Genomic DNA, 17030 nt, shown 5'->3' on the forward strand with positions numbered 1-17030 from the left:
GACGGACAGGACTGTTGCTGGCCAGCTTGCTGGTCTCGGTGACGGTCCTGTTCGTCGTGCTCCGGGTCCTCGGCAACCCGGTCTATTCCCTGATCTCTATCGGTGCCAGCCAGGCCGATATCGATGCCCTCTCCGCCCGACTCGGAATGGATCAGCCGATCTACGTGCAGTTCGGAAACTACCTGGCTCAGCTGGCCCGCTTCGATCTGGGCAACTCGATCACCAGCCACCTTCCGGTGGCCCCGGAACTGCTCCACCGACTCAATGTGACACTGCCGCTGACCCTGATTTCTTTCGTGCTCTCCGTGGTGATCGCACTGCCGGGCGGCTTTTTCGCTGGCTGGAAGTCCGGCACCTGGTACGGCACGGCGTTCTCCGCGCTGACCCAGCTGGGGGTCGCCATCCCAGTGTTCTGGGTGGGCATTCTGCTGATCCGCACCGTCTCCCTGCAATGGGGCATCCTGCCGGCTGGCGGCTTCCCGAGCGCGGGCTGGGGCACCCCTGGTGAGGCGCTGCAGTCGCTTGCGCTGCCCGTGCTGACCATCGCCATCGTCTCCGGCAGTGATCTGGCCCGTTATGTGCGCAGTGCCACGCTCGACGTACTGGGCCAGAATTACCTGACGATGGCCCGGTCGATGGGCCAGAGCTTCCCGCAGGCCATCCTGCGGCATGGCCTGCGCAACGGCATCGTTCCAGTGATCTCGATCCTGGCGATCCAGCTGGCTACGACCTTTGTCGGCGCAGTGCTGATCGAGACGGTGTTCGCTCTGCCCGGGCTTGGCGGGCTGCTGCTCGCGGGTATCAAAGAGCAGGATTTCACCACCGTGCAAGGGGTGCTGTTGTTTTCCACCGTGATGGTGCTGGTGCTCGGATTCCTGGCGGATCTGGCCCAGCGCCTCCTCGACCCTCGCTTGCGCGATTCGGTTTCCGGCAACCGGCGGGCCAGGGCGGCCGCATGAGCACCCTGCAGCTGATACGCCTCCGACGCCCCGCGAGCCACCGCGCGCTGACCCTGTGGATCGGCGTGGTGCTGCTCGGCATCGTCGTCGTGATGGCCGTGGCCTCCTTCGTGGCGCTGCCCTACGACCCCGCGGATACTACGGGTGGACGCCTCAAGGCGCCCTCAGCCGCACACTGGGCGGGTACCGATACCCTGGGCCGCGATATTTTCACCCAACTGCTGATCGGCGCCCGGTTAGCCCTCGCCGTCGGCGTCGGCTCGGTGCTGATCGCCGCGATCTGGGGCATCACTCTGGGCCTGCTGATCGCCTATGCCTCCCGGTGGCTCGATGACGCCCTGACCAGCCTGCTCGACGTCGCGATCGCCTTCCCCACCCTGCTGCTGGCGATGCTGATCGTGATCTGGCACGGTGCCTCGCTCGAATCCGCGATCCTGGCCATCGGCCTGGCCGGTTCGGCGGTGATCGCCCGGCTCACCCGGGTGGTAGCCAAACGGGTGCTCGGTGCCTATTATGTGACCGCGGCACGGACCTCGGGCGCCCGCGGGCTTCAGCTTGTCTGGTGGCATGTGCTGCCGAATGTCTGGACGACGCTGATTGTGCCGCTGGCCCTGCAGTTCGGCGGCGCGGTGATCGCGGAAGCTTCGCTGTCCTATCTGGGGCTCGGTTCCCCTCCGCCGAACGCCTCCTGGGGCAAGCTCCTGCAGGAAGCGCAGGCCACCGTGCTGCTCCAGCCCACCAGCGCGATCCTGCCCGGGGTGATGATCGTGATCACCGCGATCGGCATCAACCTGCTGGCGGATGGCATCCGCGATGTGGTGGATCCCACGGTGCGGGAGGGATCCCGATGAGTGAACGGCTTCTTCAGGTCAGCAATCTCAGCATCCGGACCGCCTCCCCGCGGGGGCAGAAAACCCTGGTCGAGGACGTCTCGCTGGAGCTGGCCTCCGGAGAGCGGCTCGGCCTGATCGGCGAATCCGGCTCCGGCAAGAGTCTCACCGCGCACAGCATTCTGGGCCTGCTGCCCCGCTCGCTCAAGGCCTCCGGTACGGTGCGGCTGGCGGGTACGGACATCCTGGCCAGCCGGGATCGCGACCTCAACGCGGTGCGCGGCACGGTGGCCAGCGCCGTCTTCCAGGAGCCGCTGACGGCACTGGATCCGCTGATGCGCGTGGGCAAACAGCTCGCCTGGCCGATTGCCCGGCACCAGGGTCTACGCGGAGCGGCCCTGCAGGCGGCTGTGCTGGAGGCCCTGACCGAAGTGCAGCTGCCCGCCCCTGAACGTATTGCCGCTTCTTATATTCACCAGATTTCCGGCGGACAGCGGCAACGGGTGGCGATCGCCATGGCGCTTGCCTGCAAACCGCAGCTGCTGATTGCCGACGAGCCGACCACCGCCCTCGATGTGACCGTCCAGGCGGGCATCCTGGATCTGCTGGATGAGGCGGTCCGCGAGCGCTCGATGGCGATGATCTTCATCAGTCACGACCTGGCCGTCGTCTCCCGGGTCGCCCAGAAGGTGGTGGTCATGGAGGCCGGGCGCGTGGTGGAGCACGGCCTGGTCAGCGAGGTGCTGAACCATCCGCAGCACCTGTACACCCAGGCGCTCGTGGCCAACTCCCGGCGCCTGGAGAGTTATCTGCCACCTCTGGAGGAGGCCCGATGAGCGCCGCACCCAACCACACCTCGGTACTGGCGGCATCGAATCTGGGCTTCCGCTACCCCGGCGCGGCCGCACCGGCGCTAGAGGGAATCACGCTGGACTTGCCCGCCGGCGTCAGCGTGGGCCTGGTGGGCGAATCCGGTTCCGGGAAGTCGACCATCGTGAACCTGCTGCTCGGTCTGCAGAGCCCCAGCAGCGGCTCGGTGACGTTCCGGGGTGCACCGCTGAACCTGCGGGACCGGCAGCAGATGCGCCAGTTCCGCCGTACCGTGCAGCCGGTGTTTCAGGATCCGTACTCCTCACTGGACCCGCGGCTGACCATTGGCCGCTCGGTCTCCGAGCCGCTGATCGCGCTCGGTCTCGCCACGGACCGGCAGGCCATCCGGAGCCGGGTGGAGGAGCTGCTGCTCGCCGTCGGGCTGGAACCGGCGATGGCGGACCGTTACCCGGCGGCGTTCTCCGGCGGCCAGCGCCAGCGGATCGCCATCGCCCGGGCGCTGGCACCGGAGCCGCAGGTCATTCTGGCCGACGAGCCAGTGAGCGCACTGGACGTGTCAGTGCGGATGCAGGTGATCGATCTGCTGCGAACGCTCGCGGAACAGCGCGGGCTCGGACTGCTGCTGGTCTCGCACGATCTGACGGTGATCGGGGCCTTGTGCCAGCGCCTGGTGGTGCTGGCAAACGGCCGGATGGTGGAGCAGGGTGAGACGGCCGAGGTGTTAGCCCGACCGCAGCACGCCTACACCCGGAAGCTGCTGACCGCCGTGCCACGCCTGCCCTGAAAACTTCCCTGAAACTGCCCTGATCTGCTGACTCAGACCGGGACCCGGAGGACGTCCTTCCCGGCCTTGACGGCCAGATCCAGCGCTTTCGGATCGGCCAGGCTGGTGGACACGACGACGTCGAAATCCTGGATGAAGGCAATCCGGTAGGACCCGTCGCCAGGGAATTTGAGCGAGGTGGCCAGCAGGATGGACCGGTCTGCCACCTCGCGCATCCGTTGCTTGAGCCGGGCCTCCTGGGTCAGGTCTGTCACCACCGAGCCGTCCGGCCGGACGCCGGTACTGCTGATCACGGCGACGTCCGCACGGATCAGCGCCAGCGCTTCTTCGGTGAGCGGGCCGGAAAGCGTGCTGGGCTTGGCACCGACCAGTCCGCCGAGCAGGATCAGCGAAGTGACCGGATCATCGGCCAGCACCTTCAGCACCGAGAGGTTATTGGTGATCACGGTGACGGGGCGGCCACGCAGTTGCCACGCCACCTGAAGGGTGGAATGCCCGATGTCCAGCAGGACGACGTCGCCGTCCTGGATGAGCCGGGCGGTCGCGATGGCGATCGCCACCTTTTCCTGAACATCCTCATCACGGTCTGCCGGCTCGGCGAGACCCGGGGCGATCTGGGGTGCCTGCTGGCTGGCCGTCGCTCCACCATGGACGCGCTGCAGTTGGCCGACGAGTTCAAGGCGCTCCAGGTCACGACGGATGGTCGATCCGCTCACCTCAAGGGTGTGGGCGAGTTCCTCCACCGTCACACTGCCCGCGTCACGGAGCCGCGCAACGATGGCGGCTTCTCGCTGGTGTGTCAGCACGCGTCATTCCCTTCTCCGCAGTTGGCTCAATTACACCATGATTCTGCGCATTTTCGCTCAGATTAACGCTCAGTGAACGGTTCACGGCGCTTGAGTGAAAGATAATGCGCAGTTATTGCCAATAATACGCAGGACTGATGTGCTGGCACTGTTCAGCCCTCGCTGTTCACCCCAAAGCTGCGAACGCTCATTCCCCCTACACAGGAGTCTTCCCGTGAAACTCTCCCGCCTGATGGCGCCCCTCGCGGCCCTGGCTGTGGCCTCGCTGGCACTGGCCGGCTGCTCCCAGGGCTCTTCCTCCTCGTCCTCCGCTTCTGACGGTTCCGCTCAGAAGCTCACGGTGTTCCTCAGTGCAGACACCAATATCCAGGATCTCTGGCAGAAAACCCTGATCCCGGCCTTCCAGAAGGCAAACCCGGGATACACCGTCTCGGTGGACCTGGATCTCCATGGCCTGCACGACCAGCAGACCGTGGCCAAACTGACCGCCGCGACGGTGCAGCACAAAGACCCGGGCTATGACCTGGTCGATGCCGGCTTTGTCTCCCAGGTGGCCGCGAGTGGCCTGCTCGCCCCCGTGAGTTCCAGCGATATTCCTGAGCTCAAGGATGTTCCGGCCGATCTGGTGAGTGCCGGCGGCAACGGCGGCATCCCCTACCGCGGATCCAGCGTCGTGCTCGCCTATGACACCAAAACCGTCCCCACTCCGCCCAAGACCCTGGATGATCTGCTCAGCTGGATCAAGGCGAACCCCGGTAAGTTCACCTACAACACCCCGGACTCCGGAGGCAGCGGACAGGCCTTCGTGACAACGGTGCTGGACAAGACGATTCCGGCAGACCAGCGCACCAAGATGGCGACCAGCTATGCTCCCGAGACGGAGACCGCCTGGAACGACGGCTTCGCCACACTGGCCGGGCTGAATCCCTATGTGTACCAGAAGGGTGTCTACCCCAATGGGAACAACCAGGTGCTGGATCTGCTCTCCAGCGGTCAGATCTCGATGGCACCGGTCTGGAGCGACCAGTTCGTCACCGGCAAGAAGAACGGGCACATCCCGGACACGGTCGGCTACACGCAGATCTCTGATCCCTCCTTCACCGGTGGTGCCAGCTACCTCGGCATCCCCTCCGCCTCGCCGCGCCAGGAAGGCGCCAGGAAACTCGTCTCCTGGCTGCTGAGCCCCGCCGCGCAGGCACTGGTCGCCGACAGCATCTCCGGCTACCCCGTCATCGCGCTCGACAAACTGCCCGCCTCGGTGCAGAGCCTGTTCAAGGACGCCGACATCGCCCACCTGCGCCCCTCCTACTTCGCCTCGATGAGTTCCGATCTGAACAAGAACTGGTCCCAGAAGGTCCCCGGCAAATGACCAGCATCCCTAGGGATCACCCGCTGACCTCCGGGCACAGCGCCGCCCGGACGGCCAGATGGTCCTCCGTCCAGGGCTTCCTCCTCGCTCTGCCGCCCATCGTGGTGATCCTAGTGTTCATTGGGGTTCCGGTGCTGCTGGCGCTGGGTTTCAGCGTCGGGTTCACCGGCGGCCTCAACTCGGTGATCGCCGCCGTGGGCCAGAATGTGCACCGTGGCGACGGCCTGGCGCCCAGCTTCGGTGCCTACGGGGATGTCTTCAGCACCGAGGAATTCTGGCGAAATCTGGGGTTGACCCTCCTGGTCACCCTGGCGAGCACCGTCATCGTGATGGTGCTCGCCGGGGGGATCGGGCTGTATCTGCGCCTGCACGGCGGCTGGCTGGCCCGCCTGCTCTCCGCCGTGTCGATGGTGCCGCTGTTCATCCCGGTCGTCATCGCCTCCTGGGCCATTCTGACCTTCTATTCGGCAGACGGCTTCCTGCGCAGCCTGCTGGCGCAGCTCGGCGTCGACGGCCCGGTCTGGTCCTACTCGGTCGTCGCGATCGTGATCGGATCGGCCTGGACCTCGCTGCCCTTCGCCGTCCTGATGATCAGTTCCGGCCTGCAGTCCATTCCAGATGCACTGATCGACGCCGCCCGCGATGCTGGTGCGGGTACGGTGCGGATCGTCCGAACCATCCTGGTGCCGATGAGCACTGTTCCGCTGGTCATCGCGGTGACCTTCACCGCCATCGGCGTGATCGGCTCCTACACCGTGCCCTACTTCACCGGCCCGAACTCGCCGACGATGCTCGGAGTGTCCCTGGCCAACTACTTCACCTCCTACAACCAGCCGCAGCAGTCCCTGGTGATGGCCTTCGTCGTCTTCCTGGTCGCCTCCGGCATCGGCGCACTATACGTCTGGGCGAATTTCCGTAGCGCCCGACGCGAAGGGAAAGTGTGATGCGCTCTTCTCCGTCGCTGGCCAGGCTGCTCCGGAATCTCGGAGTCGCCGCCTTCGCCCTGCTGCTGCTGACCTTTGTGCTGGGACCGCTGCTCTGGCTGGGTACCCATGCTTTTGCGGGCACCTGGACCTACCCGAATCTCGGGCCGGATTCCTGGACGCTGCGCTGGTGGGAGGCGGTGTTCACCGACGCCGGTCTCGGCCAGGCGGTGCAGAACTCGCTGCTGATCTCCCCGGTCGTCGTCCTGTGTTCAGCGCTCATCTGCCTGCCCGCGGCCTACGCCTTTGCGCGGTTCGAGTTCCCGGGGAGGCGGGCCTTTCTGATCGGGTTGTTCGCCACCAATGCGTTCCCCCGGATGGGCCTCTTCGCCACCCTTGCCTCGCTCTACTACGCCCTCGGGCTGATGAACACCGTGGTCGGCATCGTGATCGTGCAGTTGCTCGGCACCATCGTCTTCATGACCTGGATTCCGGCGGCGGCCTTCTCCGCCGTGCCGCGATCCCTCGAAGAGGCTGCGCGCGATGCCGGCGCCTCCCGGCTGCGAGTGTTCTTCACCGTCACGCTCCGGCTCGCCCTGCCCGGCATTCTGGTCGGCGCGGTGATGGCGTTTCTGGCGGCCTTCGATGAGGCTCAGGGCACCTATCTGGTGGGCGCTCCCGATGTGCTGACCATGCCCACCGAGATGTACACCCTGGTGCTCAATTACCCCAAACAGGTGGCCGCGGTCTTCTCGATTCTGCTCGCCATCCCTTCGGTGGTGCTGCTGCTCGCCGTGCGTAAGCACGTCATGGGCGGACAGCTCGCCGAAGGCTTCCAACTCAAGTAAGTCCAGCAAAGGATGCCCATGACTTCCCTCCCCGATGCGCCGTCCGACGGGTTGCAGCTACGTTCACTGCATAAAGAACTCGGCGGACGCACCATCATCGACCAGCTCGATCTCACCGTGGAACCCGGCGAACTGGTCTCCCTGCTCGGCCCCTCCGGCTGCGGTAAGACCACCACGCTGCGGATGATCGCAGGCTTTCTGGCACCCGATGGTGGCAGCATCCGGATGGGCGGGCGTGACGTCACGGCGCTCGGGCCGGACAAGCGGCCCAGTGCGATGGTGTTCCAGAACTACGCACTCTGGCCGCATATGACGGTGACCAGAAACGTCTCCTACCCGCTGCGGCTGCGTCGGCTGCCGCGTGCCGAGATCACTGAACGCGTCCAGCAGGTGCTCAGACTGGTGAACCTGCTGCATCACCGGGATTCCCGTCCGGCGCGGATTTCCGGCGGTGAACAGCAGCGCGTGGCCCTGGCCAGAGCTCTGGTTCAGGAGCCCTCGGTGCTGCTGCTCGACGAGCCGTTGAGCAATCTGGATGCGAAACTGCGCGTCAAGGTCCGTGAGGACATCCGGGAGATCCAGCAGCGGCTGGGAATCACCACGGTGATCGTCACGCACGATCAGGAGGAAGCACTGTCCATCTCGGACCGGGTGGCCGTGATGAATGCTGGGCGGATTGAGCAGTTCACCACCCCGGATGAGCTCTACACGCGTCCGGCCACCGAATTCGTCGCGACCTTCATCGGCTCGCTCAATCGCTTCGAAGGGACCTTCGACGGTACCCGTATCCTGCCCTCCACCACCGAAGGCGATGTGGTGGGTGTGCGGCCCGAACACGTGAGCTACTCCAGTTCGCCGCTGCCATCGTCGCTGCCCGCCGTCGTCGAGGGCGTGGTGCCGCACGGGCACTTCCACGAGCTGCGGTTGCGGCGCGAGGATGTCACGGTGCGCGCCTACCACTCCGGTGTCCCGCCGCAGCGGGGCGATGCCGGCCACGCCAGCATCACGAGCGCCCTGCACTTCCGGGACGGCCGGCTGGTGGATCAGCGGACGGCGGTGCCCGCATGAGCGCTCCCCTGCCGCTGAACACACCCGTCCCGATCCGCGCCCCTGCCCCGACGAGCACGCAGGCCTCCGCTCACCGGGGAGATTCCAGCAGGTTCCGGGAAAACACCCTGTCCGCCGTGCGCTCGGCCATCGACAAGGGCTCGGAGATCGTGGAGATCGACGTCCGGCTGAGCGCCAGCGGTGACGTCGTCGTCCTGCATGATCCGACGTTGGAGCGGCTCTGGGGCCTCCCTCGTCCGATCTCCGAGGTGCCGACCGCCGAACTGCTCAGCTGGGGGCCGCCGGATACCCGGCCACCACTGCTCGCCGAGCTGCTCCCGCTCTTCCAGGAGGCGGTCTCGCGGGGCCTGACCAGCCGGCTCGTCATCGACATGGAGCAGGCAGAGTTTGCCGTGCCCTCGCTGAGGGTGACGCGCGCGGCCGGGATCGTCACCGACTGGTGCGGCGATCTTGCGGCAATGCGCCTGCTCCGCGAGCTCGATGCCGAGGCCCGGCTCTGGCTACCCTGGGATCGGAGCACGGCGCCCAGCCCGGCGGAATGGTCCGAGCTGAGGCCGGTCACGGTCAACATGCCGTTCCAGCTGGTGGATGCGGCGATGGTGGAGGCCGTGCACGCGCTGGGCAGCACCGTGACGGTGTGGACGGTGGACGAGCGCGAGGACCTGGCCAGGATGATCTCGCTGGGAGTGGACACCATCACGACCAACCAGCTGGACCTTTTGCAGGAGTTGCTGCAGGCGGCATCGCTGCCTGAGGCCAAAGTACGCGGCGAGGTGAAGGCATGAGGCCAACAGAGCTGGCCACTACCCCTGAGATATCCAGGGCCCGCCAGACGGCCCTGGAACTCGCGGCCTGGGCGGTGGCGGAGACCCGCAGCTACCGTCCCAGCGGGGTGACCACCAAGGCCAACCCGGCGGACCTGGTCACCGAGCTGGACACCCGGATCGAACGTCAGGTGCGCGCCGTCATCGGCGACCGATTCCCGGATCATGGCTTCGTCGGCGAGGAATACGGCGGCGAGGCGTCGCCGGGCCGCCCCACCTGGTATCTCGATCCGGTGGATGGCACCACCAATCTGGCGAATGGGGTTCCCTGGACGGCATTTTCCCTGGCGCTGGCCGTGGACCGGACGCCGCTGATCGGGGTGATTGCCGATCCCTGGCGCGAGCAGATCTTCGATGCCGCGGCCGGCGCCGGTGCGCGGTGCAACGGTGAGCTGCTGCCATCCCTGACAGCCAGCACGCTCACCGGCAGCGTGGTCAGCACCGAGCTGGCGGGCCATCTCCCCTGGCCCGGGATGCGGGGGCTGGAAGCGGCGCTGGCAGAAAGGTTCTGTACGGTGCGGGTGATGGGCTCGGGGACCCTGACCCTGCTGGGGATCGCCGCCGGTCGTGGTGCCGGTGCGGTGATCGGCCGCTTCGGTGCGGAGGACCATCTGGCTGCGACGCTGATCGCGCAGGAAGCCGGGGCCGCGGTGCTCAATGAGGCCGGGCAGGTGTCGCTGTTCCCGGCCAGCGGCGGCATTCTGGTGGCGGCTCCGGCAGTGGCACAGGAGTTGCACGCGCTCTGGCGTTCGGCCCTCCCAACTGAGTAGCAGCCTCCCAGCTGAGTAGCAGATAGTGCACGTGGATACGTTTCCACGTGCACTATCTGCTACTCAGGGTGTGACGCTCCCGTTGGGTTGGGGGCGGGAGAGGCCGAAGGTCAGAGCTCAGCCTGCCTGGCCGCCACGAGAGATTGAACCTCCGCGAAGAGCGGGTGCTCCGGCGTCAGGCCGGTGATCGTCTCGGTCGCCTCGGCGGCATCGAGGGTGGCCAGCAGACGTGTCAGTTCGGTGGCTTCGCTGTCCGCCGGGTCATCGAAGCGCAGAGCTGCGGCGATGGCCGTCGACAGCGCCTCCGAGGCCATCCCCCGTTCGGCCCGTTCTGCGGCCGGTCCGATGAATCGTTCGTGCCGGCTCAGTTTGCGCAACGGAGCACGGCCCACACGATTCACCGTATCCGGCAGATAGGGATTGTTGAACCGGGAGAGGATCTTCTGCACATAGGCCTCCTGCTCCGCCTCCGGGAACTCGTGCTTCTCCACCAGCAGCCGCTTGGTTTCATCCAGCACCGCCCGGACCTTGGCGGCAACCTCGGCATCGGCCATGGCATCGGAGATCTTCTCCAGCCCTGCCGCATACCCGAAGTAGGCGGCCGAGGCATGACCGGTATTCACGGTGAACAGTTTGCGTTCGATATACGGGCTGAGATCGTCGACGAAGGTCGCACCAGGAATCACGGGTGGATTGCCCTGAAATGGCGTCCGGTCAATGACCCACTCGTAGAAGGTCTCCACCGTGACATCGAGCCCCTGGCCCGGTGCCTGGGCGGGAACGATCCGGTCCACAGCGGTGTTGGCGAACACCGCCCGGGCATCGAGCGCTGCCGCGTCTCCGTCCCAGGCCGCAAGAACCTCCCGATGCAGCAGGTCGGTGGCATTGATCGCATTCTCGCAGGCCATGACCTGCAACGGCGGCAGCGATGGTGCGCGCTCCGCCAGGCCGCGGGCGATCACCGGCGCCACAAACTTGAGGATATGGGGTCCCACTGCTGTGGTCACCACATCTGCCGTGGCGATCTCCGCGACCACGGCGGCTTCCTCGGTGGCGGAATTCAGTGCCCGGAACCCGGAGACGGTCTTCACCGAGCCTTCTTCCCCGACCTCGTGCACTTCATAGGATGACGCTGCTGCCAGTTGGCTGATCAGCTCCGCGGCAACATCCGCGAACACCACCTCGTACCCTGCCTCGTGCAGAAGCAACCCCACGAAGCCACGACCGATATTGCCTGCTCCGAAATGAACAGCTTTCACTATGCGTTGACCTTTCCGAAGAGTGCCAGGATTTCCTCGACCGACGTCGCTTCCTCGAGCTGGGCCACCTGAGCCTTGTCGGTGAAGATCTTGGCAATCGAAGCGAGGATCTGGAGGTGTTCGTTGTTGATGCCTGCCACGCCCACGACGAACTTGACGGGCTTGCCTGCCCAGTCGATGCCGCCGGGATACCGGATGATCGAAATGGCCGAGTGCAGGATGTGCTCTTTGGCATCGTTGGTTCCGTGCGGAATGGCCAGGAAGCTGCCCATGTAGGTGGACACCGATTCCTCGCGCTCATGCATCGCCTGCACATAGCTCGCATCCACGGCGCCACGTGCCATCAGGAGGCGTCCTGCTTCTTCGATGGCGGAATCGCGGTCTGTTGCCGTGCCGCTGAGCACCACGGAGCTGGGCAGCAGCACGTCCCGGCCGGCACTCTCTGCGGCCGACGGCGCCTCCCCGACCACGGTTTCCGCGGCCGCCGGAGCCTCAGCGGGCGAGTCACCGTTGCTGCTCTTCACCAGCTCAACGATCTCGTCATACCGTGGGCTGTTCATGAAGTTGTCCACCGAGACGTGCACGGCGCTTCCGGTGAGCGGCTTGGCGCGCTCTGTGAGGTCCTGGTGCGTGACCACGATGTCGTAGGTGTCACTCAGGTTGGCGATGGCTGAGTTGGTGACTTTGACCCCGGGGAATCCGGCGGCCTTGATCTTGTTGCGGAGCACTGAGGCACCCATGGCACTGGAGCCCATACCGGCATCACAGGCAAAGACGATGTTCTCGATGGGGCCGGCCAGCACCGCCGTACCCACTCCGCCGCCGGTCAGGACCGAGGCCACAGAGCTTTTCTTTCCCTTGAGCGCTTCCATCTTGGAGGTCGCCGCACCGAGGGCGTCCTCGTCCGTGCTCTTGCTGGCTTTGAGAATCACCGAGGCGATCAGGAAGGACACGGTAGCGGCAAGCAGCACCGAGAGCGCCACCCCGAGGTAGCTGTCGCTGGCGGTCGCAGCGAAGACGGCGATGATGCTGCCAGGTGCGGCGGGTGAACGCAGACCCGCGCCGGTGACCACCAGGGTGAAAATCCCGGTCATACCGCCACCGATGGCCGCCAGGAGAAGAATCGGCTTCATCAACACGTAGGGGAAGTAGATTTCGTGGATGCCACCGACAAACTGGATGAGTGCCGCCCCGGGAGCGGAGGCCCGGGCCAGCCCCTTACCGAAGAACATGTAGGCCAGCAGGATGCCGACGCCGGGGCCGGGGTTGGATTCGAGCAGGAACAGGATGGACTTGCCATTCTGCAAGGCCTGTTCAGTACCCAGCGGGGTCAGGATGCCGTGGTTCACGGCGTTGTTCAGGAACAGGACCTTGGCGGGCTCAATGAAAATGCTGGTCAGCGGCAGGAGACCGTGCTGCACCAGGAACTCCACCACCGCGGATGCGCCATTGCTGAAGGCGGTGACCACCGGACCGATCACCAACATACCGAGGATGCCCATCACGGCCGCCACGATGCCGGCAGAGAAGTTGTCGATCAACATCTCGAAGCCGGGTTTGACGCGGCCTTCCCAGACTTTGTCCAACTTCTTCATGACCCAGGCAGTCAGTGGACCCATGATCATGGCACCGATGAACATGGGGATGTCGGTGCCGACGATGACGCCCATGGTAGCCGCCGCGCCCACCACGCCACCGCGGACGCCGTGGACGGCGCGACCACCGGTATAGCCGATGAGCAGCGGGAGCAGGTAGGTGATCATGGGCCCGACGAGCTTGGCCAGGGTGTCATTGGGGAAGAATCCGGCCGGAATGAAGAGCGCCGTGATGATGCCCCAGGCAATAAATGCCCCGATATTCGGCATGATCATGCCGGAAAGGAAAGTGCCGAACTTCTGGACACCTACCCGAAGGCTGGTGCGCGGTGTCGCAACGGACTGTGTTGCCATGGTGTTTGTCCTATCGTAGATCCCGCGGCATCGCGGGTCGGCCGTCCTGGGCCAGGAAACAACAAAGGAATCAGAGCGAGAACAGGTTCAGGGACTGGTGGAGATACGGTGAAGCCATTCAAGAAAAAGTTTCAGCTCTGAACTGGACAGTTGATCTGAATGCGATGCCTGAAGGGCAGCATTCAGGGCGATGGCCGCAACCACCACGGAAGACTTCCCCGAGGTATCGGATGCAGCGCCACGGGCTTCCTCCGTGGAGATGGCGAAAATCATGGAATCACGGGTCATCGTGGAGAGCTCGAGATTCCTCTCTTCCACCGGCTCAGCGATGAGCATCAGGGTCACGCCGACGTTGGCCGCAAGGATGCTGCGGGCCGCCTCATGCGGTGGCACATTGAGCTGTCCCGCCGCCGCGGCCCGGTTCAGCATTCCCTCCATGAGCGCCTCGGCATCGGCAACGATAGTGGGGCGACTTTCCGGGCGGATATTGCCAAACATGACCAGATACAAGTGCGGTTGAGTCAATCCGAACTGGACATGGTGGTCCCACATCCGTCGGACATCCTCCAGGGGTTCTCCGGACGGGATAACACCCCGCTCCCCCGCCACATACTCCTCAAAGCCGACCGCCACCACTGCGTCGAACAGACCTTCTTTGTCACCGAAGTGGTGGTAGAGCGTCGGCGCGGTCACCCCGGCAAGCTTGGTGATCTGACGCGTAGAGACCGGTGCCCCCTCCGAGCTGGCCAGGAGCTCGGCAGCTGCATGAAGCAGCCGAGCCTTAGCCGGAGTCTGGTCGTCGATGCCCATGACCGCTACCCTAGCATCTATAGCACTGCTATATGAAGTAGGTCACACCAACTAATTTTCTTCTCGGCCTCCGCGCCCTGGGCCCACCTGACAGCCGGAAATGCACGATGGCGGGTGGCCCCGTGAAAGGGCCACCCGCCATCGTGGGTGAATCAGTGTTGCGCCGGTCGAGGTGAAGCTCAGGCGAAGTCGGAGACCGCCGGGTCGGGGCCGATCCGCCCCTCAGCGCCACGATCCAGAGCGTTGAGCGCCTCCACGTCCTCGGCATCCAGCGTCACGTCCAGGCTGGCGAAGTTCTCCGCGATGCGCGACTCGGTCACCGACTTGGGGATCACCACATTGCCCAGAGCCAGATGCCAGGCAATGACGACCTGCGCAGGAGTGGCCCCGTGCTTCTGGGCGATGGCGACGACCGTCGGATCGGAGAGCAGCTCGCCACCCTGGCCCAGCGGGGACCAGGCCTGGGTCAGGATGCCCTGGCTGGCGTTGAAGTCGCGCAGTTCGCTCTGGTTGAAGTACGGGTGCAGCTCGATCTGGTGAATCGCCGGGACCACGCCGGTGGCCTCAACGATCTCCTTGATGCCCTCTGCGGTGAAGTTGGAGACACCGATCGACGTCACTTTGCCGGCCTTCTGCAGGTCCACCAGAGCCTTCCAGGTGTCCGCATAGGCCCCCCGCTGCGGCTGCATCCAGTGGATCAGGTAGAGGTCCAGTGAATCCAGACCCAGGCGCTCCAGCGAGGCGTCGAAGGCGGCCAGCGTGGAGTCGTAGCCCTGGTCAGCATTCCAGAGCTTGGTGGTGATGAACAGCTCTTCCGGGCTCAGCTCCGAGGCGGCAATGGCGCGACCGACTCCCGCTTCATTGCCGTAGATCTTGGCGGTGTCAATGTGGCGATAGCCGGCGTCCAGGGCCTGACCCACCACGGTTTCCGCAACCGAGTCTTCTACTTGCCATACGCCGTAGCCCAGCTGCGGGATGGTGTTTCCGTCATTGAATGTGAGGTTTGGCGAAGTCGTCATACCACCATCCTGCCAAAAATGCCCCGCCCGGGCCATGTCCGGACTACCGCTTCACTGTGCGCGTAACCGGGAATAACCTGACTGACTCCACACCCCGTTTCAGTGGCGACGAGGGCTCAGCCCACGCAGAGACAGAAGGGGTGCCCCGCCGGATCCAGGAACACCCGGAACGTGGTCCCCGGCTGGACATCGGTCTTCGTGGCGCCGATCGCCAGCACCTCAGCCTCCGCTTCGTCGAGGTCCTGGACCATCACGTCGAAATGCATCTGCTGCGGCTGGTCCTGGCCCGGCCATTGTGGCGGGGTGTAGTTCTCCACCGGCTGGAAGCAGATACACTCGCTGGGACCGCCCCGCACCTCCGCCCAGTCGGGACGAATCTCTGCCTTCCAGCCGAGCAGCTCGGCGTAGAAGGTGGCCAGAACACCGGGGTCCGGGCAGTCGATGACAATGCTGGGGTAACGGGCAATAGCCATGCGACCGATCCTACGCCCGGCCTGCGGATTTGCCCACAGGCAGGCACGGCCTACTCGGCGGCAGGGACTTTGCTCTCGAAGGCGTTCCCTTCCTCCAGATCGAGCGCCGTCGGCCCCTTGTTCCGGAACGCCCAGATGTAGACGGCCAGTGAAATAGCGATGCACACCGTGACATAGGTGAAAAACACGCCGTCCAGATGCGCACCGGAGAGCGCCTTGCCCAGATACGGCGCCGTACCGCCGAAGAGCGCATTGGCCACACCATAAGCCAGCCCCACCCCGAGCGCCCGGATCTCCCGCGGGAACAGCTCCGCCTTCACCAGGGCGTTGATCGAGGTGTAGCCCAGCACGATGACGAGTGCCGCCATCATGAGCAGGAAAGACAGCACCGGGCTGGAGGTGGCGGTCAGGGCACTGAGGATCGGCCAGGTGAAGAGGACACCGCCGATGCCAAACCACAGCAGCAGAGGCTTGCGGCCCACCCGGTCCGAGATGGCTCCAGCCACGGGCTGCAGGACCATGAAGATCAGCAGCGCCACAAAGTTGATCATGGTCACCGTCGGTTTGTCCTTGACGGTCCCGTTCATCAGGATCTGCATATAGGAGGTGAAGGTGTAGAAGGCGAGGGTTCCGCCCATCGTCAGACCAATGACCATGAGGAACTGCTTCCAGTACCTGGACAGCAGCCGCAAAGTCCCGGGCGCCGCTTCGCCCGCCCGAGCGTTGCGGGCGGCATCGAGCTGTTCCTGCGGCACCGATTCGATCATGCCGCGCCGGATCCACATGACCGTCACGGCTGCGGCGGCACCGATCACGAAGGGGATCCGCCAGCCCCAGTCCATCAGCGCCTGGGCACTGAGCAGGTTCTGCAGGATGATCTGCACCACCAGCGCCAGGACCTGCCCGCTGACCAGCGTCACGTACTGGAAGCTGGAGAAGAAGCCACGCCTGTTCCGGGTAGCCATCTCTGACATGTAGGTGGCACTGGTGCCATACTCGCCGCCCACCGAGAAGCCCTGCACCAGCCGGGCGATCAGCAGGATGACAGTGGCTCCGGCCCCGATCTGCTGGACGCCCGGGGACACCGCGATCAGCAGCGAACCACCCGCCATGAGCAGCACGGACAGGGTCAGGGCCGCCCGTCGTCCGCGCCGATCCGCATAGCGACCGAAGTACCAGCTGCCGACGGGGCGCATGACGAAGGCTGCGGCGAAGACGCCCAGAACGCCCAGCGTGTCCTTGTCCTCGGAGCCCGAGGCGAAAAAGACGTGGCTGAAATAGGCAGTGAACACCGTGAAGGAGTAGAAGTCGTACCACTCGACCATATTGCCGGCCGAGCCACGCAGAATATTGCCCACCACCGAGCTGGCCTTGAGGGCTTCCCTCTGCGGATCATGTGCTTGTATCGTCATCGACGCCTCACCTGGGCTGGATCTTCGCAGCGGGCGGGGAACCCGTCCGCTTCCCGGCCACCCTATGCCCGCACCTGCCCGGGGGCAAGGCACATG

Annotated in this window: 17 protein-coding genes; 10 read left to right on the forward strand and 7 right to left on the reverse strand. The window is 65.1% G+C overall.

Annotated features, from left to right (window positions below; genetic code table 11):
* Positions 1–14: 14 nt before the first annotated feature.
* From QQM37_RS04965 to QQM37_RS04980, 4 genes are read left to right on the forward strand one after another with little or no spacing between them, the layout of a single operon-like run.
* On the forward strand, positions 15–959 hold the full coding sequence (locus QQM37_RS04965; RefSeq protein ID WP_285725467.1) for an ABC transporter permease: 945 nt from the start codon (positions 15–17) through the stop codon (positions 957–959).
* Complete coding sequence (locus tag QQM37_RS04970; protein ID WP_285725468.1) at positions 956–1810, forward strand: ABC transporter permease; 855 nt, start codon at positions 956–958, stop codon at positions 1808–1810. The genes QQM37_RS04965 and QQM37_RS04970 overlap by 4 nt, the downstream gene beginning before the upstream one ends.
* The gene (locus QQM37_RS04975) at positions 1807–2625 is read left to right on the forward strand and encodes an ATP-binding cassette domain-containing protein (protein ID WP_285725469.1); all 819 of its coding nucleotides are present in this window, start codon (positions 1807–1809) and stop codon (positions 2623–2625) included. Before QQM37_RS04970 ends, QQM37_RS04975 begins: the two co-directional genes overlap by 4 nt.
* Positions 2622–3404 carry an ABC transporter ATP-binding protein gene (locus QQM37_RS04980; protein WP_285725470.1) on the forward strand — a complete coding sequence of 261 codons (783 nt, stop codon included), beginning with the start codon at positions 2622–2624 and terminating at the stop codon, positions 3402–3404. The genes QQM37_RS04975 and QQM37_RS04980 overlap by 4 nt, the downstream gene beginning before the upstream one ends.
* Positions 3405–3436: 32 nt before the next feature.
* Here the strand turns inward: QQM37_RS04980 and QQM37_RS04985 are convergent, their stop codons facing one another.
* The gene (locus tag QQM37_RS04985; RefSeq protein ID WP_285725471.1) at positions 3437–4210 is read right to left on the reverse strand and encodes a DeoR/GlpR family DNA-binding transcription regulator; all 774 of its coding nucleotides are present in this window, start codon (positions 4208–4210) and stop codon (positions 3437–3439) included.
* A gap of 214 nt (positions 4211–4424) precedes the next feature.
* Here QQM37_RS04985 and QQM37_RS04990 point away from each other — a divergent pair, with 214 nt between their 5' ends.
* The 6 genes from QQM37_RS04990 to QQM37_RS05015 are packed head-to-tail and all read left to right on the forward strand — an operon-like array spanning position 4425 to position 10012.
* Positions 4425–5579: an extracellular solute-binding protein gene (locus tag QQM37_RS04990; protein ID WP_285725473.1), complete on the forward strand. Its 1155-nt coding sequence runs from the start codon at positions 4425–4427 to the stop codon at positions 5577–5579.
* The gene (locus tag QQM37_RS04995) at positions 5576–6523 is read left to right on the forward strand and encodes an ABC transporter permease (RefSeq protein ID WP_285725474.1); all 948 of its coding nucleotides are present in this window, start codon (positions 5576–5578) and stop codon (positions 6521–6523) included. The genes QQM37_RS04990 and QQM37_RS04995 overlap by 4 nt, the downstream gene beginning before the upstream one ends.
* A complete protein-coding gene (locus QQM37_RS05000) occupies positions 6523–7350 on the forward strand; it encodes an ABC transporter permease (RefSeq protein ID WP_285725475.1) in 828 nt (275 codons plus the stop codon). The genes QQM37_RS04995 and QQM37_RS05000 overlap by 1 nt, the downstream gene beginning before the upstream one ends.
* Before the next feature lie 18 nt (positions 7351–7368).
* Entirely contained in the window at positions 7369–8418 is a 1050-nt protein-coding gene (locus QQM37_RS05005) for an ABC transporter ATP-binding protein (protein WP_285725476.1), read from the forward strand.
* A complete protein-coding gene (locus tag QQM37_RS05010) occupies positions 8415–9203 on the forward strand; it encodes a glycerophosphodiester phosphodiesterase (RefSeq protein WP_285725477.1) in 789 nt (262 codons plus the stop codon). The genes QQM37_RS05005 and QQM37_RS05010 overlap by 4 nt, the downstream gene beginning before the upstream one ends.
* On the forward strand, positions 9200–10012 hold the full coding sequence (locus QQM37_RS05015) for an inositol monophosphatase family protein (RefSeq protein ID WP_285725478.1): 813 nt from the start codon (positions 9200–9202) through the stop codon (positions 10010–10012). The genes QQM37_RS05010 and QQM37_RS05015 overlap by 4 nt, the downstream gene beginning before the upstream one ends.
* 110 nt (positions 10013–10122) lie before the next feature.
* On the opposite strand, the gene QQM37_RS05020 is transcribed toward QQM37_RS05015, so the two are convergent.
* The 6 genes from QQM37_RS05020 to QQM37_RS05045 form a co-directional block, all read right to left on the reverse strand.
* Positions 10123–11271 (reverse strand): mannitol-1-phosphate 5-dehydrogenase, encoded by a 1149-nt coding sequence (locus tag QQM37_RS05020; protein ID WP_285725479.1) that lies wholly within the window; start codon positions 11269–11271, stop codon positions 10123–10125.
* Positions 11271–13220, reverse strand: coding sequence for a PTS mannitol transporter subunit IICBA (locus QQM37_RS05025; RefSeq protein ID WP_285725481.1), 1950 nt, complete (start codon positions 13218–13220; stop codon positions 11271–11273). Before QQM37_RS05025 ends, QQM37_RS05020 begins: the two co-directional genes overlap by 1 nt.
* Positions 13221–13307: 87 nt before the next feature.
* Complete coding sequence (locus tag QQM37_RS05030; RefSeq protein WP_285725482.1) at positions 13308–14030, reverse strand: TetR/AcrR family transcriptional regulator; 723 nt, start codon at positions 14028–14030, stop codon at positions 13308–13310.
* A gap of 179 nt (positions 14031–14209) precedes the next feature.
* Positions 14210–15049, reverse strand: a complete 840-nt coding sequence (locus tag QQM37_RS05035; protein WP_285725483.1) for an aldo/keto reductase — start codon at positions 15047–15049, stop codon at positions 14210–14212.
* A gap of 116 nt (positions 15050–15165) precedes the next feature.
* Positions 15166–15522: a VOC family protein gene (locus QQM37_RS05040; RefSeq protein ID WP_285725484.1), complete on the reverse strand. Its 357-nt coding sequence runs from the start codon at positions 15520–15522 to the stop codon at positions 15166–15168.
* Between the two features lie 50 nt (positions 15523–15572).
* A complete protein-coding gene (locus QQM37_RS05045; RefSeq protein ID WP_285725485.1) occupies positions 15573–16934 on the reverse strand; it encodes an MFS transporter in 1362 nt (453 codons plus the stop codon).
* Positions 16935–17030: the final 96 nt, after the last annotated feature.

Origin of the sequence: Psychromicrobium xiongbiense (assembly GCF_030271165.1) — a bacterium.
GTDB lineage: Bacteria > Actinomycetota > Actinomycetes > Actinomycetales > Micrococcaceae > Renibacterium > Renibacterium xiongbiense.

Excerpts from the sequence above, each read along its gene's own strand:
- QQM37_RS04995 (WP_285725474.1), top strand. The coding sequence starts at position 5,576 with ATGACCAGCATCCCTAGGGATCACCCGCTGACCTCCGGGCACAGCGCC.
- QQM37_RS05045 (WP_285725485.1), bottom strand. The coding sequence starts at position 16,934 with ATGACGATACAAGCACATGATCCGCAGAGGGAAGCCCTCAAGGCCAGC.
- QQM37_RS05000 (WP_285725475.1), top strand. The coding sequence starts at position 6,523 with ATGCGCTCTTCTCCGTCGCTGGCCAGGCTGCTCCGGAATCTCGGAGTC.
- QQM37_RS05030 (WP_285725482.1), bottom strand. The coding sequence starts at position 14,030 with ATGGGCATCGACGACCAGACTCCGGCTAAGGCTCGGCTGCTTCATGCA.
- QQM37_RS05015 (WP_285725478.1), top strand. The coding sequence starts at position 9,200 with ATGAGGCCAACAGAGCTGGCCACTACCCCTGAGATATCCAGGGCCCGC.
- QQM37_RS05035 (WP_285725483.1), bottom strand. The coding sequence starts at position 15,049 with ATGACGACTTCGCCAAACCTCACATTCAATGACGGAAACACCATCCCG.
- QQM37_RS05040 (WP_285725484.1), bottom strand. The coding sequence starts at position 15,522 with ATGGCTATTGCCCGTTACCCCAGCATTGTCATCGACTGCCCGGACCCC.
- QQM37_RS05025 (WP_285725481.1), bottom strand. The coding sequence starts at position 13,220 with ATGGCAACACAGTCCGTTGCGACACCGCGCACCAGCCTTCGGGTAGGT.
- QQM37_RS04970 (WP_285725468.1), top strand. The coding sequence starts at position 956 with ATGAGCACCCTGCAGCTGATACGCCTCCGACGCCCCGCGAGCCACCGC.
- QQM37_RS05005 (WP_285725476.1), top strand. The coding sequence starts at position 7,369 with ATGACTTCCCTCCCCGATGCGCCGTCCGACGGGTTGCAGCTACGTTCA.
- QQM37_RS05010 (WP_285725477.1), top strand. The coding sequence starts at position 8,415 with ATGAGCGCTCCCCTGCCGCTGAACACACCCGTCCCGATCCGCGCCCCT.
- QQM37_RS04975 (WP_285725469.1), top strand. The coding sequence starts at position 1,807 with ATGAGTGAACGGCTTCTTCAGGTCAGCAATCTCAGCATCCGGACCGCC.
- QQM37_RS04980 (WP_285725470.1), top strand. The coding sequence starts at position 2,622 with ATGAGCGCCGCACCCAACCACACCTCGGTACTGGCGGCATCGAATCTG.